The following is a 19,910-nucleotide window of genomic DNA, read 5'->3' as shown; positions in this document are numbered from 1 at the left end:
TCGAAGGAGGAGACATGAGGCCAACCGTTCACGATATCGCCGCTGCAGCGGGCGTCAGCCTTGCGACCGTGGACCGGGTGCTGAACCAGCGTGCCGGCGTGCGCAGCGTGACCCGGCAGCGGGTCGAAGCGGTCATCAACGATATCGGCTACGTGCGCGACATGGCGGCCGCCAATCTGGCCAAGGGCCGTCTCTACCCGCTCGTCTTCATCCTTCCGGCCAGCGATAATTCCTTCATGCACAGCTTGCACGCCGAGGCGCGGCAGGCAATTTCACGCGCCGGATCGGAGCGGTGCTCTATCCGCATCATCGAGGTCAAGGCTTTCGACCCCGCAGCGTTGGTGGCGGCGCTGGACAGCCTTGCCGGCGCCGATATTGCCGGCGTGGCGCTCGTTGCCGTCGATGCGCCCGAAGTCCGGGATGCCGTTGAAAGGCTGGTACAAGCGAAAATTCCCGTGGTGACGCTGGTTTCCGATCTGACCGGTTCCGCACGTCATCATTACGCCGGCATCGACAACATCGCAGCGGGGCGGACGGCGGCGCGCTTGCTCGGCCGGTTTCTCGGCGGACGGAAGGGGGAAGTCCTCGTGCTCGCAGGTTCCCTGCTGGTGCGGGACCATCGCGAACGGCTCGAGGGCTTTTCGGCGATGATGGAGCAGGAGTTTTCCACGCTGACGCTGCTGCCGGTACTGGAGGGGCTCGACGATCCGGAGACGGTGAACGGGCTTGTCACGAAAGCACTGGCGGACAATCCATACGTGATCGGCATCTATAGTATTGGCGCCGGCAACCGCGGCCTGATCAGAGCCTTGCGGGCGCGGGCTGCAGGCAAGGCTCTGACAGTCGTTGCGCACGAGTTGACCGATTACACCCGCGAGGCCCTGCAGGATGGGCTGATCGACGTGGTGCTTAACCAGGATGCAGGCCATGAGGTTCGCAGCGCTGTCCGAGTGCTCAAGGCGAAGGCCGACGGGCTGGCTGTCATCGCGGCCCAGGAGCGCATCCGGCTCGACATTTTCTTGAAAGACAATCTGCCCTGAGGGGCGGCAACAGGAGTAAACCACATGTATCTCGGTCTCGATCTCGGCACTTCCGGCGTCAAAGCCATGCTGATCGACGGCGATCAGAAGATCGTCGGCTCCGCCAATGGCGCGCTTGACGTTTCGCGGCCGCATCCCGGCTGGTCAGAGCAGGATCCGGCGCATTGGGTGCGTGCCACGGAGGAGGCGATTGCGGGCCTCAAGGCTTCTCATCCGAACGAGCTTTCTGCGGTGCGCGGTATCGGCCTTTCCGGTCAGATGCATGGCGCGACGCTGCTGGACGCTGCCGACAAGGTGCTGCGCCCCTGCATCCTCTGGAACGACACGCGCAGCCATGTCGAGGCGGCCGCGCTCGACGCCGATCCGCGTTTTCGCGCACTGACAGGTAACATCGTCTTCCCGGGCTTCACCGCGCCGAAGCTCGCCTGGGTCGCACGGCACGAGCCGGAGATTTTCGCCAAGGTCGCGCATGTGCTGCTGCCGAAGGACTATCTGCGGCTTTGGCTGACCGGCGAGCACATGTCCGAAATGTCGGATTCGGCCGGCACGTCTTGGCTGGACACCGGCAAGCGCAAATGGTCGTCAGAGCTGCTTGATGCCACCGGCCTGACTGAGGCGCAGATGCCAACCCTGGTCGAGGGCACGGAGGTTGCCGGCATCCTGCGCGGTGAACTTGCCGCCAAGTGGGGCATGGGCGACAAGGTCGTTCTGGCGGGCGGCGCCGGCGACAATGCGGCTTCGGCCTGCGGCATGGGCACGGTCAGCGATGGCGCGGCCTTTGTGTCGCTCGGAACGTCCGGCGTGCTGTTTGCCGCCAACGGCTCCTATCTGCCGAAGCCGGAGAGCGCCGTGCATGCCTTCTGCCATGCGCTTCCCAACACCTGGCACCAAATGGGCGTCATCCTGTCGGCCACCGATGCGCTCAACTGGCATTCCGAGATCACCGGTAAGTCGCCGGCTGACCTCACCGGCGAACTCGGCGATACGCTGAAGGCGCCGTCGGGCGTAACATTTCTCCCGTATCTTTCCGGCGAGCGCACGCCGCATAACGATGCCGCGATCCGTGGCGCCTTCATCGGCCTTGGCCACGAGAGCAGCCGCGTCGTGCTGACCCAGGCCGTGCTCGAAGGGGTGTCCTTTGCCATTCGTGACAGCCTCGAGGCGTTGCGTTCTGCCGGCACCCAGATCTCCCGCGTCACCGCTATCGGCGGCGGCTCGCGCTCGCGCTACTGGCTCGCATCGATCGCTACGGCGCTCGGAGTACCCGTCGACCTGCCGGCCGATGGCGATTTCGGAGCTGCTTTCGGCGCCGCCCGGCTGGGACTGATCGCTGCCACCGGCGCTGATCCCGTCGCCGTCTGCACGCCGCCGGCGACGGCCGGGACGATCGAGCCCGTATCCGCCTTCGCCGGTGCCTACGAGGAGGCTTACGAGCGTTACCGGGCGCTCTATCCGGCGATCAAGTCGCTGGCGCATTAGCAACAAAACCCCCTCACCCTACCCTCTCCCCGAGGGGAGAGGGGGAAACTGCGGAGGCCTCGTCTTTCCTTCTCCCCTCGGGGAGAAGGTGGCCCGAAGGGCCGGATGAGGGGGAGCCACAGAACCAACACCAGACCAACCAAGGAGGAAATACCCATGACCACAGGATTTTTCGGAGATATCCAGAAGGTAAAATACGAGGGCCCCGACAGCACCAATCCGCTGGCCTTCCGGCATTACAACAAGGACGAGATGCTGCTGGGCAAGCGGATGGAGGACCATCTCCGCTTTGCCGTTGCCTACTGGCACACGTTCACCTGGCCAGGCGGCGATCCCTTCGGCGGCCAGACGTTTTTGCGCCCATGGTTCAGCGACACGATGGAAGCAGCCAAGCTGAAGGCCGACGTCGCCTTCGAATTCTTCACCCTGCTCGGCGCGCCCTATTATTGCTTCCACGACGCCGACGTCCGGCCGGAAGGCAATAACTTCGCCGAGAACACCAAGAACCTCCACGAGATCGTCGACTACTTTGCGCAGAAGCAGGCCGACACTGGCGTCAAGCTTCTCTGGGGCACGGCCAACATGTTCTCCCACCGCCGCTACATGAGCGGCGCCGCAACCAATCCCGATCCGGACGTCTTCGCTTTTGCTGCGGCCACGGTGAAGACCTGCCTCGACGCGACGCAGAAGCTCGGCGGCGAGAACTACGTCCTGTGGGGCGGTCGCGAGGGCTACGAGACGCTTCTTAACACCGACCTCAAGCGCGAGCTTGACCAGATGGGCCGCTTCCTCAACCTCGTCGTCGAGTACAAGCACAAGATCGGCTACAAGGGCACCATCCTCATCGAGCCGAAGCCGCAGGAGCCGACCAAGCACCAGTACGACTACGACGTCGCAACGGTCTATGGCTTCCTCAAGAGATACGGCCTCGAGAATGAGGTGAAGCTCAACATCGAGCAGGGCCACGCCATCCTCGCCGGTCATTCCTTCGAGCACGAACTGGCGCTTGCCAACGCACTCGGCGTTTTCGGCTCCATCGACATGAACCGCAATGACTACCAGTCCGGCTGGGACACCGACCAGTTCCCGAACAACGTGCCGGAAATGACGCTGGCCTATTATCAGGTTCTGTCCGGCGGCGGCTTTACCACTGGCGGCACGAACTTCGATTCCAAGCTGCGTCGCCAGTCGCTGGACGCGGAAGACCTGCTGATCGGCCATATCGGCGGCATGGATTGCTGCGCGCGCGGCCTGAAGGCGGCAGCCAAGATGATCGAGGACAAGGCTTTGTCCAAGCCGCTCGACGACCGCTACGCCGGCTGGAACGCCGCCGAGCCCCAGAAGCTGCTGCGCGGCGAATACGCGCTCGACGACATCGCCAAGTGGGTGGAAGGCAACGATATCAACCCGCAGCCTCGTTCAGGCAAGCAGGAACTGCTGGAAAACATCGTCAATCGTTACGTTTGATGGCTGGGAGCGTCTCTCCGCTGGTTGCGGGGAGACGCTCGTTAAATACGATCCAAAATCGTGCGCACTGTTGCCAATGCTGATTTCGCAGTGCTGGCGTAGGCAGGCAGAATGTCCAACTCTTCCATGGATGCGCGAAAGAAATTGCCGTCGATATTGCTCAAGCGGCTGACAATCGCATTCTTTTTCGATTTGACATGGTGAAGATTGGCAACCAGGAGCGCCTCATGATGTTCTGCGACGACAGCGATATCGAAAACGTCCCTGATTTTAAGTTCCGGTCCCCTATGCCACAGCTTCTTGAGGGCGATCTCTACGGGATGCTCGATGGGAATAACGTAGGCCGCAATTCCGGCGTTTATGTCGCCCTCCACGCTCATCCTGTGCGGTAAAATGTTGGTAATATTTGAGGATATGATGAAGTCGATCTCGCCTTCCGCGTAGATCAATTTCACATAGTGCGCCGCTTCGTCATAGGCATCGGCTCCCCAAATTTCTTCGCCTCCGACGCGGGGTGAAAGGAATGTCAGATACTGGGCATCGTGGAAGAAGATGTCGATGTCTTTGGACAGCCGGTGTTGTAGTTGAAGCATCAGGGCGGTGCCTCCGCCGAGCGTCCAATCCTCCTGAGTAACCGTTATTTGCGGTAGGGATTCAAGTCCACGGATGGCACGATCAAGCAGGCTGTGCCAGTTCGACAAGGGCTTCCTCCATCTCCTTGCTCGCTTCCCCAGTCGCACCTTTAACGAGGGCGTACATCAATTGCAGTTGGGAATGCCCGATGCCGTGGGCATCAGCGAAGTCGATCACCAGATCCGGGCGAACGTCGGTGAAAAACGTCGAGATGTGCACGAGCCAGCTGTCTATTTTGCCGGTGGCAAGAACTGAAACCAATTCGGTGGAGGACACAGAGCGTCGATAAGGAGCGTTGACGGTCCCAAGCACCAGTGCATCGAGAGCCATATCGCTGCGATCTGGTACGAAATTTGTCCGAGTGCCTTCGCTCATAGGATAAGTATAAAGCAGTTGGCGCGAGAAGTCATCAAGCCGGCATCGCCCGTCTCATCATGCACGTCCTGTTTGTAATCCATAAAAAACATTCGCCCACTGCTTTACGTACCTCATCATATACGCTAGCCTCTTGCTTGGAGGAGTGCAGGGGTGGAGAGAGTTCTTGAGGACGATGGCGTGAGCCTTGTCGGCCTTTGTGGGGCCGAAGGTTTATGCGCGAAAGGGCGGGAAGCGGCAGCAGAGGATGCGCCGCAATGAACCCGCGCCTCGATGTTTCTACGCCGCTTCTGCAAGCCGTCGGCCTCTCGAAATCATTCGGGCCTGTCGAGGTCCTGCGCGACATCGACCTTTCCGTGATGCCAGGTGAAGTCCATGCGATCATCGGCGAGAACGGCGCGGGCAAGTCGACGCTGATGCGGCTTCTTTCGGGGCATCTTCAGCCGACGCGCGGCGAGGTACGGGTCGATGGCGAGCCTGCGCACCTGTCCGGGCCGGTCGATGCGGAAGCGCGCGGCATCGTGCTCGTGCACCAGGAAATCCTGCTCGCTCCCGATCTGACAGTGGCACAAAACCTCTATCTCGGCCGTGAACTGCGTCGCAGCTTCATCGTCGACGACCGCGCCATGAACGACGGCGCGCGCAGCGCCATCCGCAATCTTGGCGCCGATATCGAACCCACTGTGGTGGTCGGGCGTCTGTCGATTGCCCAGCGGCAGCTGGTTCAGATCGCCCGCGTGCTGCTGGTGCCGCACCGGCTCGTGATCTTCGACGAGCCAACTGCGTCGCTGACGCCAACCGAGACCAGGGCGCTTCTCAAGGTCATCCGTGATATCAGCGCCAAGGGGGTGGCGGTCCTCTATATTTCGCACCGGCTGCAGGAGGTGAAGGAGATTGCCGACCGGGTGACTATTCTTCGCGACGGACGGCTGGTCGCCACGCATCTGGCTGCCGATCTCGAGCCTGCCGATATGGCGCGGTTGATGGTCGGTCGCGATGTGGCAAAGCTCTATCCAGACCGGCATGCGGCTGCGGTTCGTGAAACTGTGCTGGAGGTCGGTAATTTTTCGGTGCCGGGCTATGCCGAGCGCGCGTCCTTCACCCTTCATCGTGGCGAGATCCTCGGTTTTGCCGGGCTGATCGGCGCCGGCCGGACGGAACTGATGGAGGGCGTAGTCGGGCTTCGCACCGGGCATGGAGCTGTGAAGCTCAACGGCAAACCGGTGCACTTTGCCGACGTGCATGCCAGCCTCAAGGCCGGGATCGTCTATCTCAGCGAAGATCGCAAGGGCAAGGGGCTGCTGCTCACCAAGGATCTCCGAGTCAACCTGACGCTTGCTGCGCTCGGCCAGTTTGCCCGCCGCTTCCAGGTGGACCGGGCAAAGGAGCGCGCCGCACTCGATGCCGCCATCAAGGAGTTCGACATCCGGGTTGGAGACAAGGACATGCTGGCAGGCCAGTTGTCGGGCGGTAACCAGCAGAAGCTTTTGCTCGCCAAGATGATGCTGCTCGATCCCGATATCGTCATCATCGACGAGCCGACGCGCGGCATCGACATCGGCACCAAGGAACAGATCTACAAATTCATCGCAGCCCTTGCCGAACAGGGCCGCTCGATCATCGTCGTCTCTTCGGAAATGCCCGAACTCATCGGCATCTGCGACCGGATATTGGTGATGCGCGGCGGGCGGATCGTCGGCGAGGTGGCCGGCGAAATGATGACCGAAAACGAAATCGTCGTGCTGGCCACCGATGCCAGTGCCGGAGAGGCCGCCTGAGCGGAGCAACCATGAGCAATGTGACAACAACCGAATCCGTCAAAATGCAACGTTCGTGGAAGGATATAGATCTACGCGCTGTGGCTCCCTTCGTGGCGCTGGCCTTGCTGCTGGTGCTCGGCGCCTTCGCCAATCCGAATTTCATCAGCATCGACAATCTGCTGAACGTCATCACCCGCAGTGCATTCATCGCAATCATTGCCATCGGCGCGACGTTCGTCATCTCGGCGGGTGGGATCGATCTTTCGGTCGGCTCGATGGTAGCGTTCGTTGCGAGCCTGATGATCCTGTTCATCAACAGCGGCGTCATCGCCGATCCCGCCGGCATGCTCATTGTCGCCATGCTGCTCGCCATCGCTCTCGGCGGTGCCTGCGGGCTCGCCAATGGCCTCATAACGACTGTGGGTGGTATAGAGCCGTTTATTGCGACGCTCGGCACGATGGGGATCTTTCGTGGACTTACCACCTCCCTGTCACAGGGCGGCGCCATCACCTTGCGCAACCCGGAGATTGTCAAGATGTACCGGCCGGCCTATTTCGGCCAGGTGCTCGGCGTGCCCGTGCCCGTGATCGTCATCTTCGCTGTGGCTGCCATAGGCGCCTTCATCCTTTACCGAACGCGCTACGGACGGCATGTCGCCGCCGTTGGCTCGAACGAAGATGTGGCGCGTTATTCCGGAATTTCGGTCAACCGGGTGCGTACAATGGCCTATGTTATCCAGGGGATCTGCGTCGCTGTTGCCGTGCTGCTCTATGTGCCGCGGCTGGGGTCAACTTCAGCCACGACTGGTATGATGTGGGAGTTGCAGGCGATCACCGCTGTCGTCGTCGGTGGCACGGCGTTGCGCGGAGGTGTCGGCCGTATTTGGGCTACAATTTGCGGCGCCTTCATTCTCGAAATCGTCGGCAACATCATGCTGTTGTCCAATTTCGTCAGCGAATACCTGATCGGCGCCATCCAGGGCGCGATCATCATCATTGCGATGCTCGTTCAGCGGTCGCTGATACGCAAGTCGTGAAAAAGGACCGGGTGGTGGGGTCGCCCGGTCTTCTGCGATATCGACCCCGATACTCTCTGGGAGGAGAACAGATATGCGTAAAATCCTGTTGGCTACGACTGTCGCCCTTGCCGCGCTGGTGGGCGCTGCCCATGCGGAAGACAAGAAAGTCACCATCGGCGTGTCTATCCCGGCCGCCGACCATGGCTGGACGTCCGGCGTGGTATTCCATGCCAACCGTGTCGCCAAGCTGCTGATGGCCCAACATCCGGGCCTCAACATCATCGTCAAGACCTCGGCTGATCCGGCGAGCCAGGCCAATGCGGTGCAGGACCTGTCGACGCAGGGCATCGATGCCCTCGTCATCCTGCCATCGGATCCGGATCCGCTGGTCAACGCCATGCAGGAGGTCAAGGACAAGGGCAAGTTCGTCGCCATCGTCGATCGCGCGCCGAGCGTCAACGACCATACGATCCGCGATCTCTATGTTGCCGGCAACAATCCGGCGCTCGGCCAGACCGCCGGCGAATATATCAAGGCCAACACGCCGGATGCCGAGGTCGTCGTCATCAGGGGCCTGCCGATCCCGATCGACCAGCAGCGCCAGGATGGCTTCGACAAGGGCATTGCCGGCTCCAAGGTCAAGGTGCTCGATCGCCAGTACGGCAACTGGAACCGCGACGACGCCTTCAAGGTGATGCAGGACTTCCTGACCAAGTACAAGAAGATCGACGTGGTCTGGTGCCAGGACGACGACATGGCTGTCGGCGTGCTGCAGGCCATCGATCAGGCCAAGCGCACGGATATCAAATACGTGATCGCCGGTGCCGGCTCGAAGGATATGATCAAGAAGGTCATGGACGGCGACAAGATGATCCCCGTCGACGTGCTCTATCCGCCGGCCATGGTCGGAACGGCGCTTGAGTTGACGGTCGCCAATTTCTACGGGCAGGTTCCGGTGCGCGGCACCTATCTGGTCGATGCGACGCTGGTTACGAAGGACAACGCCAAAGACTTCTATTTCCCGGATTCGCCGTTCTGAGGTCATTGTCTACAAGTGAGCATTGAGGGGGGAGACCCCCTCATCCGCCCTCCGGGCACCTTCTCCCCGAGGGGGAGAAGGGTAAGGCAATTTTTCTCTCGGAACCAGGTTGCCATTTAGTCAGCCGGTGGCTAACCGCAATATACGCGATCTGCGCAGGTCTCCCCTTCTCCCCTCGGGGAGAAGGTGGTCCGAAGGGCCGGATGAGGGGGCCGCACCATAGCAGCGCGGTTACTAACTCCGATATTCCGGCTCCTGCCTGTCCAGCACCCGCCTGATACTCTCGAGATGCATCCGGGCGCTTTCGGGGTCGCCCTCTCGCATCTGGCGGGCGGCGGCGGACGCGATTTCGGCTGGAACGGCGAGCAGACGGCGGCCGGTGCTCATGGCTTTGAGCTGCACTTCGGCGGCACGCTCCAGATAATAGAGATCGTCCCAGGCTTCGGCGATGTTCGGGCCGCAGACCATGACGCCATGGTTCTTCATGAACAGGATATCGTTGGTGCCGAGCGTGGCAGCAATCCGGTCGCCTTCACGCTCGTCGAGCGCCAGGCCGTTATAGTGCTCGTCGACGCCGGTTCGGCCATAGAATTTCAGCGAGGTCTGGCCTGCCCAGACCAGCGGTTCGCCTTCGACCATGCTGAGCGCAGTGGCATTCGGCATATGGGTGTGGAAGGCAGCGCCGACGCGCGGCAGCATCTTGTGCAGGCGGGCGTGGATGAAGAAGGCCGTCGCCTCCGGCACACCGTCCCCGGCGACCACGTGACCATCGAAATCGCAGATCAGCAGCGAAGAGGCCGTTGCTTCCTGGAAAGCCCAGCCCAGCCGGTTGACAAGAAACAGGTCCGAATGGCCGGGAACGAGCGCCGAGAAATGGTTGCAGATGCCCTCTTCGAGGCCCAGCCGCGCAGCGCTCCTGAGGCAAGCAGCGAGATCGACGCGAGCCTCCCAGATTTCCGGCGTGTCCAGCGACGCGTTCCGCAGGATGGTCGGTGTACCGTGCGGGATATTGAGTTCGTGCGCCATTTCCGTGGTCTCCTGAAAGCGAAATTCAGACCGTAGCCCTAAGGAGCACAGGAGACTTGTCAAGTGTCGTGCAAATTGCCTTGGCCAGTCGCGTACAGCCATAGCCGCGAGCAACCTAGATCGACGGAAGCCAAGCCTGGAGGGCGCTATTGCGAGAGGATGGGACGCGGCACAGATGTGAACAACGCTCCCGTTTTTGCGGGCATGTTCCATCAGGTTTGGTGGAAAAGCCGCGTTGATGACCTGTAGGTGCTGACGATGCTCGATGGGTCTGGTGAACAACGGGGACCCAGCGGGCGATTGGGAGGATGGTAGTGGCGACAGGTATCGTCACTACCATTGTGTTTAGAATGTTGCTGAGATGCTAACCCCAATGCCGACGCTGATGCCGAGCGACGACACGGTTCCTGCGGGCACGCATGGTGCATAGCCTGTCACTCTCGCCATGGGTTTCGCATCGACAACAAGTGGCGTAGCCCAAGCCAATTCCATTACGAGCCCGCCAATCAGGCTTTCCCAGCCGACAATTGATGCGTTTTTTGTGGAAATCGATACCGTATTCGACACTGCTTTGGAAAGCGCGTCCGCCACGACGGCGGCGAGGCCCTGACTAACCGCGCCAAGAAAAAATTTCGCGGCATCTTCGGGGGTCTTTGAAGCAGACATTAAGTTAACGGATGTTGTGTTGAGTTGCATGATTATTACCTAAGGTTGCGACAAGGCATATAAACACGTTTTCTGAATTACATCTATAGGCTTTAAAATTATTTAATGCAGCTTTTGCGATTTCGTGATTGCCTCCTGTTCTTGAGTGGTTAGCCAGAAGCCCGAGAGTGATCGACGTTGTAAGCGGCACGGTCAAAATTCCCACGTACCCACAGTCGTGCATCCATAAATGCGGTACGTACCTCTTGCGCATGTCGGACGCCCGTGATTAGTTCGCTGCACGTTGACTTCTGGCCATCAGGCTGGAGTCTCTGCGGTGGGTTGAGGAGCCCTCTGCGTGCCCCCGGGCGCAGCAGGACCGCATTGGAAACGTTTACGGTATCTGTTCAGGGAGGAATCTGACATGAAGACCATCAAGGGGCCTGGCCTCTTTCTCGGCCAGTTCGCAGGCGACGCTGCACCTTTCAATTCGTGGGATTCGATTACCAAGTGGGCGGCCGATGTGGGCTATGTCGGTGTGCAGGTGCCGACCTGGGCCGGACAACTGATCGACCTCAAGAAGGCTGCCAGCTCGAAGGATTATTGCGACGAATTTGCTGGCGTGGCGCGCCAGAATGGCGTTGAGGTGACGGAGCTCTCGACGCATCTGCAGGGCCAGCTGGTGGCGGTGCATCCTGCCTATGACGAGGCTTTCGACGGATTTGCGGCGCCGGAGGTGCGCGGCAATCCGAAGGCACGCCAGGAGTGGGCGGTCGAGCAGGTAAAGATGGCGCTGACAGCGTCGAAGCACCTCGGCATCTCGGCGCATGCAACCTTTTCCGGGGCTCTGGCCTGGCCCTATATGTATCCATGGCCGCAGCGGCCGGCGGGTCTCGTCGAGACGGCTTTCGAGGAGCTGGCCAAGCGCTGGACGCCGATCCTCGACCATGCCGAGGAAAACGGCGTCGATGTCTGCTATGAGATCCATCCGGGCGAAGACCTGCATGACGGCGTCACCTTCGAGATGTTCCTCGAGCGGGTAAAGAACCATCCGCGCGCCAACATGCTCTACGATCCGTCGCACTATATCCTGCAGTGCCTGGATTATCTCGACAATATCGACATCTACAAAGACCGCATCAAGATGTTCCACGTCAAGGATGCCGAGTTCAACCCGACAGGCCGCCAAGGCGTCTATGGCGGCTACCAGAGCTGGGTGGACCGGGCCGGCCGCTTCCGCTCGCCGGGCGACGGGCAGGTGGATTTCGGCGCGGTGTTTTCCAAGATGACCGCCAATGATTTCGACGGCTGGGCTGTCGTCGAATGGGAATGCGCGCTGAAGCACCCCGAAGACGGCGCGCGCGAAGGTGCCGAGTTCGTCAAGGCGCATATCATCCGCGTCACCGAGCATGCCTTCGACGATTTCGCCGCCGGGGGCACCGACGATGCGGCAAACCGGCGGATGCTGGGGCTTTAGTCCATTTCCCCTTCTCCCCAGCGGGGAGAAGGTGGCCCGCAGAGCCGGATGAGGGCGCACGAGGCGTTCGCGTCGCCCACCCCCTCATCTGTCCTTCGGACATCTTCTCCCCGCTGGGGAGAAGAGAAAACAGATATTTTCCAGGAGAAACCCATGGCAATCGAAGGTTCAAAGCAACAGGCCCGTGCACCGCGCATCCGGCTCGGCATGGTCGGCGGCGGGGCGGGGGCGTTCATCGGCGCGGTTCACCGGATCGCGGCCCGCATCGACGACCAGTTCGAACTGGTGGCCGGCGCCCTGTCGTCGACGCCGGAAAAGGCGATGGCCTCCGGGCTCGATCTCGGTCTTGAGCCATCCCGGACTTATGGCAGCTACCGCGAGATGGCGATCCGCGAGGCGAAGCTGAAGAACGGCATCGAGGCGGTGTCGATCGTGACACCCAACCATGTCCATTATGACGCCGCCAAGGAATTCCTGCGGCGCGGCATTCACGTCATCTGCGACAAGCCGCTGACCTCCAATCTTGCCGACGCAAAGAAGCTGAAGAAAATTGCCGACGAGAGCGGTGCGTTGTTCGTGCTCACCCACAACTACACCGGCTATCCGATGGTCCGCCAGGCCCGGGAAATGGTGGCGAATGGCGAGCTCGGCGATATCCGCGTCGTACAGGCCGAATATCCGCAGGACTGGCTGACCGAGGCGGTCGAGCAGACCGGGGCAAAGCAGGCCGTCTGGCGCACCGACCCGGCACAGTCCGGGGCCGGTGGCTCGACCGGCGATATCGGCACACACGCCTACAATCTCGCCTGCTTCGTCTCGGGGCTGGAGCTCGACAGCCTGGCTGCCGATCTCGACAGCTTCGTCGACGGCCGTCCGCTCGACGACAACGCCCATGTCATGCTGCGCTTCAAGGCCAAGGGCACGGAAAAGCCGGCCAAGGGCATGCTGTGGTGCAGCCAGGTGGCGCCGGGCCATGAGAATGGGCTGAAGATCCGGGTCTACGGCACCAAGGGCGGGCTGGAATGGGTGCAGGCCGATCCGAACTATCTCTGGTTCACGCCGTTCGGCGAGCCCAAGCGGCTGATCACCCGCAACGGTGCCGGCTCCGGTCCGGCCGCCGCCCGCGTCTCGCGCATTCCGGCCGGCCATCCCGAGGGCTATCTCGAAGCCTTCGCGACGATCTACACCGAGGCTGCCCACGCCATCAATGCCGCGAAGGCCGGCAAGACTGTCGACAAGGATGTCGTCTATCCAAACGTCGATGACGGTGTAAAAGGCGTTGCCTTCGTCGACGCCTGCGTTGCCTCGTCGAAGCGAAACGGCGCCTGGGTCAAGCTCTGAGGCTAGCTCAGAGGTTGAACAGGGCGGCGATGTCGTTACCGGTGCGGTGGCGCAGAAATGCGCTTCCGCGCGCGGATTGATTGCTGTAGAGGCGCCGATTGTCGCTCAGATATAGAGCGCCGCCATCTTTCTCCAGGCGCTTCCCCGGTGGGCGCGGCCATCCCAGAGGTGAAGCTGGTGGCCGACCTGCTTGTCTGCCAGAACGTGGCTGAGCAGACGGTTGTTGTCGAGGAACGGATCATCCTTGCCGATCGTCAGCACGATCTCGACCTGGCGTAGCTTGTCCAGCCGCCAGTCGTTGGTCATCCCGGGAAGAAAGTGCAGCGGCGTGTTGAAGTAGACCCGGTCGTCATAATAGCCGTCCAGCAGATCGCCGAAGTAATCGACTTTCATGGTGAGATCGTAGCGGCCCGAGAAGGCGACGAGCTTGCGGAACAGGTGCGGGTGGCGGAAGACGAGGTTGGCTGCCTGGAAGGCGCCGAGGCTGCAGCCGTGGACGATGGTGCAGCCATCCTGATTTTTCGCGGCCATCAGTGGCAGCACTTCATGCAGGATATAGTCTTCGAAGGCGGCGTGGCGGCCGATGCGCTCGGCTGGACGTCGGTGGGCGTTGTAGAAGCTTTCGCTCGCGAGCCCCTCGATGCAGTAAAGCTGCAACTGTCCGGCCTCGAGCTTGTCCGCAAGGCTGGCAACGAGCCCAAGCGCTTCGTATTCCCAGAACCGTCCGTCGCGCGTTGGAAACATCAGGACCTTGGCGCCGGCGTGCCCGAACACCAGCAACTCCATGTCTCGATGCAGGCGCGGGCTATACCAGCGCAAATATTCGCGGTTCATAGGTCCTTGAAGAACTGTCTCACCTTATCGCGCAGGACGGCTTCCTGAGCCTCGCTGCCATCATAGTCGAAATGGCCAGCATCGAGGATGAAAGTTTCATTATATTTTGGCAGCGCATTGGCGATTGCAAACTGGCAGGGCGGAGCCACCGCCGGGTCGAAAAGCGCGACGGCTGTCAGCATCGGCACGGTGATCCTGGAGGCTGCCACGGCTGCATCGAAGACGGTCAGCGTTTCCAGCACATGCGGATGGCTGGTTGCGTAAGCCTGCAAAGAATGGGCGCTGCCGACGGTCGGAAGTGTCAGCCATGCCCGCCTGTCGCCGAATGTCGGCACCACCAGATGACCACGGGCGATGCGCGTATCGAAAGGGATCGCGAGCGCGCCGATGCCGCCGCCGAAGCTGATGCCGCTATAGCCGATATGGCCCGCAAGCCACGGGTAGAGGGCCAGCAGGGCCGAGACCCCCAGCCACAGATCGTCGACGCAGCCGCCGATGATGTAGTGATCCGGGTGGTCGATATCGTAGAGCACATGGCCCGCAGCGTCGCTTGGAATGGGAGCCCGGGAACTCCGCGAAAGGCCGCGAAAGCAGGGAAACAACAGGGCGGTGTCCTCGACCGGAAGGTCGTAGTCCGGCTGGTCGCGCCCGCCATATCCGTGGCCGACGACAAGGCCACGGCGAACCGGCCCGGTCCGAGGCAACAGCAGCCAGCCGCCGATCGGAAAGCCACCAGTCGAGGTGTAGCTGATATCGAGGACATGCCAGTCCCGATGCGCTGCCTTGCTCCGCCGCAATATCGGTTTTGGATCGGCAGCGATGGCGCGGCGATAGCGGGCTTTCCAGAACGCGTCGAAACCTGGCGGCGATGGCGGTGGCCTGATCGCCAGCAGGTCGTCGACAAGCATGCCGTAGGTAGGGTCGAAGTCGAAGGGGTAAGTTGTCGGAACGCTCATGCAAACGGTTTTCCTGCGGAATGGTGGCTGATGCAAGTGTTCGCCAATGGGCGCTTCTTTGGACGTGAGGATCAGCGTATCGGATACCACGTCGGCGCCGGCCGGTGCTATCGGCTCGCCAGCCCCAGCGTGCTCCGATACAGCACGCAGCCGGCGACGACGAAGATCAGCAGAGCGAACATACGGTTGAGCAAGCTTTTGTAAACGCTGAGCCGCGTCGATAGCAGCATGCCGAAGACGCCGCCGATTACTCCGCCGCCGACAAATTCGGATGCAAGCCTCCAGTCGACCAGGCCGGATGCCGCGTAGTTGATGGCTGTCGCCAGTCCGAAGGCGCCTACCGACAGAAGCGATGATCCGACCGCATTGATCATCGGCATGCCTGTGGCGAGCATAAGCCCGGGAACGATCAGGAAACCACCGCCGATCCCGAAGAAGCCGGATGCCAGCCCCGAGACCAAGGCCACGCCTGCCGTCATCAGGCACATCCTGGCATCGACAGGTCGCGGCGTCTCCGTGTTCAGCTTCCTGGGCCTGAGCATCAGTGCACCGATCACCACCATAACGCCGCCAAAAAGCAGCATCAGTCTGTCCCCGTCGATGGACTTGCCGAGCGTCGATCCGGCGAGGGCGCCGACCATGCCCAGCGCCGAGAAGACGATGGCGCAGCGCCACCAGACATGGCGCCTGGCAGCATGTATGCCGAAGTTTGCGAAGGCATTGACCGAAACAGCCAGTGCTCCGGTCCCGATGGCAACATGCGGCTCGGCAACGCCGACGACATAAAGCAGCAGCGGCGTGGCGAGGATCGAACCTCCTCCTCCAAGCAGCCCGAGCATGAAGCCGACGAGGCTGCCCGAACCGACCGCGGACACGATTGAATAGGTCACGCCGGTTTGCTCCACACCCGGTCGTGCAACGCCATGCCGACGAGCATGGCGATCACAAAGACAAAAGACCCGGAGAAGCCGACCGTCAGGGAGGCCATCGCCGGGCCGGGACAAAAGCCGCCGAGCCCCCAGCCGATGCCGAACAACGCAGCACCGGCAATCAGCGGCGAGTCGATCGCTGTGCTGGATGGCAGGCGGAAGCTGTCGTCGAGTACGGGACGTTTCATGCGCTTCATGATGCGCACGCCGATAAACGCGACGAGGACGGCGCCGCCGAGCACGAAGGCAAGGCTGGGGTCCCAGGCGCCGAAGACATCAAGGAACCCCTGCACGCGCGCCGGGTTCAGCATGCCTGAAAGGGCGAGGCCGGAACCGAAAACGATGCCTGACGCCAGAGACGCGAGGATACGGAGGAGGGTGCGGTTCATTGTCCGAGCCCTCGAAGCACCGTCGTCGCGATGACACCGGCCACCAGGAATGTGGTAACGGCAATCATCGAGCGGGGCGAGAGACGCGCGAGACCGAGAACGCCATGGCCACTGGTGCAGCCGGACCCCATCCGCGATCCGAAGCCGACGAGGAGGCCGGCGAGGCTCAGAAGCGGCCAGCCGGCTGAAATCTCGACAGCGGGCCAATGCCCGGCGAAAGCGAAATAGGCGACAGGGCCGAGGAATAGGCCGACAACGAAAGCGATGTTCGTGGCAATGCCCGTTCCTTGCACTAGGCGACCGACAATTCCACTGATGCCGGCGATGCGGCCATTGAGCAGCAGCAGCATGACGGCCGAAAGGCCTATGAGCATGCCACCGATGAGCGACGGAATGTAGGTTGTCATTGCCCGGCCTCCGGCTTGCAGAATATCTCGTAGAGAGCGCCCACGAGCTGGGCGGCCTTTTCCTCGGTCAGGCTGTAGAAAATCTGCTTCCCCTCGCGGCGGGTCGCCACAATCTCCGCCTCACGCAGCACAGTCAGCTGCTGGGAGAGATGCGGCTGATGGAGATCGAGCATCACCTCGAGTTCGCCGACCGAGCGCTCGCCTTCCACCAGGGTGCAGACGATCATTAGCCGGGCGGGGTGCGCGAGGGTCTTCATAAGGCCTGCAACGGTGGCTGCGCGGGCTGCCATATCCTGAGGCGTCAGTGCCGGTGCTGCTGATTTATCTGGATCTGCGGTCATCAGGCTACCGTCCTTTCGAGAGCGTCCAGCGGAAATTTCAGGTAGCGCATGCCGTTCGCCTCCGGCTCCGGCAACCTTCCGCCGACAATGTTGACCTGCAGGGCGTGCAGGATGAGCTTCGGCATGGGGAGTGTCGCATCGCGCTCCCTGCGCAGTTTGACGAACGCCTCCTGCGATACGCCGGCAATGTGGAAGTTGGCTCGCTTCTGCTCACCCACGGTACTTTCCCAACGGGGGGCGCGGCCGTTGGGCTGGTAGTCGTGGCCTGTGAAAATCCGCGTCTCGTCGGGAAGCGCCAGAATGTCGCCGATCGAGCGCCACAGCATATGCGGGTCGCCGCCCGGAAAGTCGGCCCGCGCCGTGCCGCTGTCGGGCATGAACAATGTGTCGTGCACGAAGGCAGCGTCGCCGATCACGTAGGTAACGGATGCAAGGGTATGGCCGGGAGAGAACATGACCCTCGCGTCAATCGAGCCGACGCGGAATGTTTCTCCGTGCGCGAAAAGCCTGTCCCACTGGGAGCCGTCGGTCGCCAGAGCCGGCCAGTTGTAGATCGATTTCCAGAGCTTTTGGACGTCGACGACCTTTTCGCCGATGGCGGTCGGAGCGCCGGTTTTTTCCTTCAGGTATTGAGCTGCGGAAAAGTGATCGGCGTGGGGATGGGTGTCGAGGATCCACTCGACCTCAAGTCGGTTCTGCCTGACATAATCGAGAATGATGTCGGCATTGGCGGTTCCCGTCGAACCGGCCTTTTCGTCGAAATCGCGCACCGGATCGATAATGGCGCACTTGCCCGTCTCAGGGTCCGACAGCACATACTGTATGCTGGAGGTGCGCTCGTCGAAGAAGCCCGTGACCACGGGACGCCGCGCGATGTGCGTGGTCAGCCATCTGGCTGCCGCCGACGTGTCGATGCCATGCGTCTGTCCGAACGCGGTGACATCTGCAACTGCCATCCGGCCGTCCAGGGCCTCACCGATAACGTAAAGCAGCAATGCGCGGGTGCCCGATTTGCAATGGGCGACGACGGGGCCAGGCGATTGATCCATGACCCGCTGAAATGCCCGAACATCAGCTTCCGTGATCGTCGAAACGGTAACGGGTACGAATGCGTATTTCAGATACGCTCGCTGAGCGGCATCTTCTTCGGCCGCCGTTCCCGGTTGCGATGGCTCCTCCCCATCCGGCCGGGCATTGACCAGCGTCGTAAATCCCTGATCTGCGAAGAGCTTGAAGTCCCCCAGGTCAGGTTGCGGCATCACTGAAAGCTTCTCGGTAACCCTTGTCATTGCCATCACGGCATCCTTCGCCCATCAATATACATTTAATTATAATGTATATTGATGGGCGAAGCAATGGGATGGAGCACGTTTAGATCCGCGGTAGTGCGTGACTAGGCTTCCGATCAGGTGTAGGCGCCGAGTTTTTCCAGCAGCGGCAGGCGCGCCTGCAGCCGAGTGAACAGCAGAACCATGCCGCTGATCTTTCGTTGCAGGAAGAGCTTGTCCGGCGGTGGCAGGCGCCAGCTGGCGCTATCGTCAATCACGGGTGCAGCCAGATCCCTTATCACTGCGACAAACTGCCGATCGGCGAAATCGAAAAGGCCGTCCCTACTCGTATGCGCGTGCTCCAAGCCGATAGCGATCATCGCATTGATCGCTACGCGGTGACGGGCTATCTGCGCCTCCGACACGAATCCAATCGCGACCAGCGCATTGCGGACATGGTCCACGTCGCCTGCTATGCCTGCGCGCAGTATATCGCGGTAGGCCCCGGCGGTTTCCGGCTCGACGATGCGCGTGGCGCCAAAGTCGAGGAGGACGATCCGATCGCTATCGGGCTGCCAGCGATAGTTGGCGAAGTTCGGGTCGGTCTGCATGAGCCCGAACGAGAACAGTTCCTTCAGAAGAAGATCGAGCAGCGCTTCGCTGGCGGCGTTGCGCTGCATCTGGGAGGCATTTGCCAAGCTTTCAATCGGGATGCCTGCCACAAAATCCATTGGCAGGACGTTGGGTCTCAGAAGCTCTTCGAACGGCTCGGCAGCGCAAATCTACCGTCTCCCTTGAGATGTTCGCCATAGCGGCGCATCTGTGCCGCTTCGCGCAGGTAATCGGCCTCCTCGTGCAATTGCCGCCTGGCTTCGGCAAGCAGAGGTGCGATGTCGAGACCGACCGGCACGAGGCCAGAAATCCTCAAAAGGGTGGCGACATTGTCGATGTCACCGTCGATGCTTCTGGCGATGCCGGGATACTGGACCTTGACCGCGAGTTCGCGCCCCGAGACCAGACGGGCGCGATGGACCTGGCCGATGGAGGCGGCGGCGACGGGCTTCGTGTCGAACTCCGCGAAGTGACGTCGCCAGCCCGGTCCCCAGGCTGCCGAGAGTGCGCGTTCCAATTGGTATGTTGGCATGAAGTGTGCGTCGTTGCGCAATTGGGCGAGGATCGCGGTCAATTCCGGGGGAAGCATGTCTCCCGCATCGAGCGACAACATCTGGCCGAGCTTCATCGCTGCACCGCGCATGCGCGACAGCTGCTCAGTAACCTTCAAGGCGTTTGAGGGGGTCAAAAGCAGGTCGCTCAGATGCGGTCGCTCGCCGTCTGCCAGACGGCGCAAGCCTTCGCCCAGCATCCCCGTGGCGACGCCGCCGGCGATCTGGCCAAGGGCCGCCAGACGGCCAAGACGGCTCTGTGGTACGGGGCGAAAACGGTCTTTCATCGGAAATGTCTCCGTAAACTGAGCACTGTGACGCT

General features: G+C 61.4%; 21 protein-coding genes. 8 read left to right on the top strand and 13 right to left on the bottom strand.

All coding sequences use genetic code 11. The features are described 5' to 3' along the window. Window positions 1-14: 14 nt before the first annotated feature. From J5289_RS16715 to xylA, 3 genes are all read left to right on the top strand, one after another. Entirely contained in the window at window positions 15-1,040 is a 1,026-nt protein-coding gene (locus J5289_RS16715) for a LacI family DNA-binding transcriptional regulator (protein WP_209184956.1), read from the top strand. A gap of 24 nt (window positions 1,041-1,064) precedes the next feature. After that, complete coding sequence (gene xylB, locus J5289_RS16710) at window positions 1,065-2,519, top strand: xylulokinase (protein ID WP_209184955.1); 1,455 nt, start codon at window positions 1,065-1,067, stop codon at window positions 2,517-2,519. A 156-nt stretch (window positions 2,520-2,675) separates the two neighbouring features. Then, a complete protein-coding gene (xylA, locus tag J5289_RS16705; protein WP_209184954.1) occupies window positions 2,676-3,986 on the top strand; it encodes a xylose isomerase in 1,311 nt (436 codons plus the stop codon). Window positions 3,987-4,027: 41 nt separating this feature from the next. On the opposite strand, the gene J5289_RS16700 is transcribed toward xylA, so the two are convergent. Together J5289_RS16700 and J5289_RS16695 are read right to left on the bottom strand one after the other, a co-directional pair. After that, window positions 4,028-4,687: a nucleotidyl transferase AbiEii/AbiGii toxin family protein gene (locus J5289_RS16700; protein WP_142830427.1), complete on the bottom strand. Its 660-nt coding sequence runs from the start codon at window positions 4,685-4,687 to the stop codon at window positions 4,028-4,030. Then, the gene (locus J5289_RS16695) at window positions 4,662-4,949 is read right to left on the bottom strand and encodes a hypothetical protein (RefSeq protein WP_142830428.1); all 288 of its coding nucleotides are present in this window, start codon (window positions 4,947-4,949) and stop codon (window positions 4,662-4,664) included. Before J5289_RS16695 ends, J5289_RS16700 begins: the two co-directional genes overlap by 26 nt. 302 nt (window positions 4,950-5,251) lie before the next feature. Here J5289_RS16695 and J5289_RS16690 point away from each other — a divergent pair, with 302 nt between their 5' ends. The 3 genes from J5289_RS16690 (at window position 5,252) to J5289_RS16680 (ending at window position 8,812) form a co-directional block, all read left to right on the top strand. Then, the gene (locus J5289_RS16690; RefSeq protein ID WP_209184953.1) at window positions 5,252-6,772 is read left to right on the top strand and encodes a sugar ABC transporter ATP-binding protein; all 1,521 of its coding nucleotides are present in this window, start codon (window positions 5,252-5,254) and stop codon (window positions 6,770-6,772) included. A gap of 44 nt (window positions 6,773-6,816) precedes the next feature. Continuing rightward, window positions 6,817-7,791 carry an ABC transporter permease gene (locus J5289_RS16685; RefSeq protein ID WP_374108289.1) on the top strand — a complete coding sequence of 325 codons (975 nt, stop codon included), beginning with the start codon at window positions 6,817-6,819 and terminating at the stop codon, window positions 7,789-7,791. A gap of 73 nt (window positions 7,792-7,864) precedes the next feature. Then, the gene (locus J5289_RS16680) at window positions 7,865-8,812 is read left to right on the top strand and encodes a substrate-binding domain-containing protein (protein WP_142830434.1); all 948 of its coding nucleotides are present in this window, start codon (window positions 7,865-7,867) and stop codon (window positions 8,810-8,812) included. A 234-nt stretch (window positions 8,813-9,046) separates the two neighbouring features. Here J5289_RS16680 and J5289_RS16675 read toward each other — a convergent pair whose 3' ends face one another. After that, window positions 9,047-9,838 carry an aldolase gene (locus tag J5289_RS16675; protein ID WP_209184951.1) on the bottom strand — a complete coding sequence of 264 codons (792 nt, stop codon included), beginning with the start codon at window positions 9,836-9,838 and terminating at the stop codon, window positions 9,047-9,049. Window positions 9,839-10,183: 345 nt separating this feature from the next. Further along, window positions 10,184-10,534 (bottom strand): hypothetical protein, encoded by a 351-nt coding sequence (locus tag J5289_RS16670; protein ID WP_244615377.1) that lies wholly within the window; start codon window positions 10,532-10,534, stop codon window positions 10,184-10,186. Window positions 10,535-10,907: 373 nt separating this feature from the next. Here J5289_RS16670 and J5289_RS16665 point away from each other — a divergent pair, with 373 nt between their 5' ends. Further along, complete coding sequence (locus tag J5289_RS16665) at window positions 10,908-11,960, top strand: sugar phosphate isomerase/epimerase (RefSeq protein WP_209184950.1); 1,053 nt, start codon at window positions 10,908-10,910, stop codon at window positions 11,958-11,960. 153 nt (window positions 11,961-12,113) lie between these two features. Next, the gene (locus tag J5289_RS16660) at window positions 12,114-13,301 is read left to right on the top strand and encodes a Gfo/Idh/MocA family protein (protein ID WP_209184949.1); all 1,188 of its coding nucleotides are present in this window, start codon (window positions 12,114-12,116) and stop codon (window positions 13,299-13,301) included. A gap of 105 nt (window positions 13,302-13,406) precedes the next feature. Here J5289_RS16660 and J5289_RS16655 read toward each other — a convergent pair whose 3' ends face one another. From J5289_RS16655 to J5289_RS29720, 9 genes are all read right to left on the bottom strand, one after another. Beyond that, the gene (locus tag J5289_RS16655; protein ID WP_209184948.1) at window positions 13,407-14,135 is read right to left on the bottom strand and encodes an esterase family protein; all 729 of its coding nucleotides are present in this window, start codon (window positions 14,133-14,135) and stop codon (window positions 13,407-13,409) included. After that, a complete protein-coding gene (locus tag J5289_RS16650) occupies window positions 14,132-15,091 on the bottom strand; it encodes an acetylxylan esterase (protein ID WP_209206451.1) in 960 nt (319 codons plus the stop codon). The genes J5289_RS16655 and J5289_RS16650 overlap by 4 nt, the downstream gene beginning before the upstream one ends. 107 nt (window positions 15,092-15,198) lie before the next feature. Continuing rightward, window positions 15,199-15,996 carry a sulfite exporter TauE/SafE family protein gene (locus tag J5289_RS16645; RefSeq protein WP_209184946.1) on the bottom strand — a complete coding sequence of 266 codons (798 nt, stop codon included), beginning with the start codon at window positions 15,994-15,996 and terminating at the stop codon, window positions 15,199-15,201. After that, on the bottom strand, window positions 15,978-16,409 hold the full coding sequence (locus J5289_RS16640; protein ID WP_209184945.1) for a YeeE/YedE family protein: 432 nt from the start codon (window positions 16,407-16,409) through the stop codon (window positions 15,978-15,980). The genes J5289_RS16645 and J5289_RS16640 overlap by 19 nt, the downstream gene beginning before the upstream one ends. Continuing rightward, window positions 16,406-16,816: a YeeE/YedE family protein gene (locus J5289_RS16635; protein ID WP_209184944.1), complete on the bottom strand. Its 411-nt coding sequence runs from the start codon at window positions 16,814-16,816 to the stop codon at window positions 16,406-16,408. Before J5289_RS16635 ends, J5289_RS16640 begins: the two co-directional genes overlap by 4 nt. Further along, complete coding sequence (gene bigR / locus J5289_RS16630; RefSeq protein ID WP_209184943.1) at window positions 16,813-17,157, bottom strand: sulfite-sensing transcriptional repressor BigR; 345 nt, start codon at window positions 17,155-17,157, stop codon at window positions 16,813-16,815. Before bigR ends, J5289_RS16635 begins: the two co-directional genes overlap by 4 nt. Further along, a complete protein-coding gene (gene blh / locus J5289_RS16625; protein WP_209184942.1) occupies window positions 17,157-18,452 on the bottom strand; it encodes a bifunctional sulfur transferase/dioxygenase Blh in 1,296 nt (431 codons plus the stop codon). The genes bigR and blh overlap by 1 nt, the downstream gene beginning before the upstream one ends. 110 nt (window positions 18,453-18,562) lie before the next feature. Beyond that, on the bottom strand, window positions 18,563-19,156 hold the full coding sequence (locus J5289_RS29725) for an AarF/UbiB family protein (RefSeq protein WP_307877409.1): 594 nt from the start codon (window positions 19,154-19,156) through the stop codon (window positions 18,563-18,565). Window positions 19,157-19,173: 17 nt separating this feature from the next. Continuing rightward, on the bottom strand, window positions 19,174-19,875 hold the full coding sequence (locus J5289_RS29720; RefSeq protein WP_307877408.1) for an AarF/UbiB family protein: 702 nt from the start codon (window positions 19,873-19,875) through the stop codon (window positions 19,174-19,176). Window positions 19,876-19,910: the final 35 nt, after the last annotated feature.

This window comes from Rhizobium sp. B230/85 (genome assembly GCF_019355735.1).
Lineage (GTDB): Bacteria > Pseudomonadota > Alphaproteobacteria > Rhizobiales > Rhizobiaceae > Rhizobium > Rhizobium rhododendri.
This window is presented reverse-complemented; position numbering and strand designations above follow the sequence as displayed.

Bases quoted from the DNA above. Each gene is read 5' to 3' on its own strand.
- J5289_RS16675 (WP_209184951.1), bottom strand. From the start codon at position 9,838: ATGGCGCACGAACTCAATATCCCGCACGGTACACCGACCATCCTGCGG.
- J5289_RS16655 (WP_209184948.1), bottom strand. From the start codon at position 14,135: ATGAACCGCGAATATTTGCGCTGGTATAGCCCGCGCCTGCATCGAGAC.
- xylA (WP_209184954.1), top strand. From the start codon at position 2,676: ATGACCACAGGATTTTTCGGAGATATCCAGAAGGTAAAATACGAGGGC.
- J5289_RS16670 (WP_244615377.1), bottom strand. From the start codon at position 10,534: ATGCAACTCAACACAACATCCGTTAACTTAATGTCTGCTTCAAAGACC.
- J5289_RS16685 (WP_374108289.1), top strand. From the start codon at position 6,817: ATGCAACGTTCGTGGAAGGATATAGATCTACGCGCTGTGGCTCCCTTC.
- J5289_RS16650 (WP_209206451.1), bottom strand. From the start codon at position 15,091: ATGAGCGTTCCGACAACTTACCCCTTCGACTTCGACCCTACCTACGGC.
- J5289_RS16695 (WP_142830428.1), bottom strand. From the start codon at position 4,949: ATGGCTCTCGATGCACTGGTGCTTGGGACCGTCAACGCTCCTTATCGA.
- J5289_RS16665 (WP_209184950.1), top strand. From the start codon at position 10,908: ATGAAGACCATCAAGGGGCCTGGCCTCTTTCTCGGCCAGTTCGCAGGC.
- J5289_RS16640 (WP_209184945.1), bottom strand. From the start codon at position 16,409: ATGAACCGCACCCTCCTCCGTATCCTCGCGTCTCTGGCGTCAGGCATC.
- J5289_RS16635 (WP_209184944.1), bottom strand. From the start codon at position 16,816: ATGACAACCTACATTCCGTCGCTCATCGGTGGCATGCTCATAGGCCTT.
- J5289_RS16690 (WP_209184953.1), top strand. From the start codon at position 5,252: ATGAACCCGCGCCTCGATGTTTCTACGCCGCTTCTGCAAGCCGTCGGC.
- J5289_RS16680 (WP_142830434.1), top strand. From the start codon at position 7,865: ATGCGTAAAATCCTGTTGGCTACGACTGTCGCCCTTGCCGCGCTGGTG.
- J5289_RS29725 (WP_307877409.1), bottom strand. From the start codon at position 19,156: ATGGATTTTGTGGCAGGCATCCCGATTGAAAGCTTGGCAAATGCCTCC.
- J5289_RS16660 (WP_209184949.1), top strand. From the start codon at position 12,114: ATGGCAATCGAAGGTTCAAAGCAACAGGCCCGTGCACCGCGCATCCGG.
- J5289_RS16715 (WP_209184956.1), top strand. From the start codon at position 15: ATGAGGCCAACCGTTCACGATATCGCCGCTGCAGCGGGCGTCAGCCTT.
- J5289_RS29720 (WP_307877408.1), bottom strand. From the start codon at position 19,875: ATGAAAGACCGTTTTCGCCCCGTACCACAGAGCCGTCTTGGCCGTCTG.
- xylB (WP_209184955.1), top strand. From the start codon at position 1,065: ATGTATCTCGGTCTCGATCTCGGCACTTCCGGCGTCAAAGCCATGCTG.
- bigR (WP_209184943.1), bottom strand. From the start codon at position 17,157: ATGACCGCAGATCCAGATAAATCAGCAGCACCGGCACTGACGCCTCAG.
- blh (WP_209184942.1), bottom strand. From the start codon at position 18,452: ATGGCAATGACAAGGGTTACCGAGAAGCTTTCAGTGATGCCGCAACCT.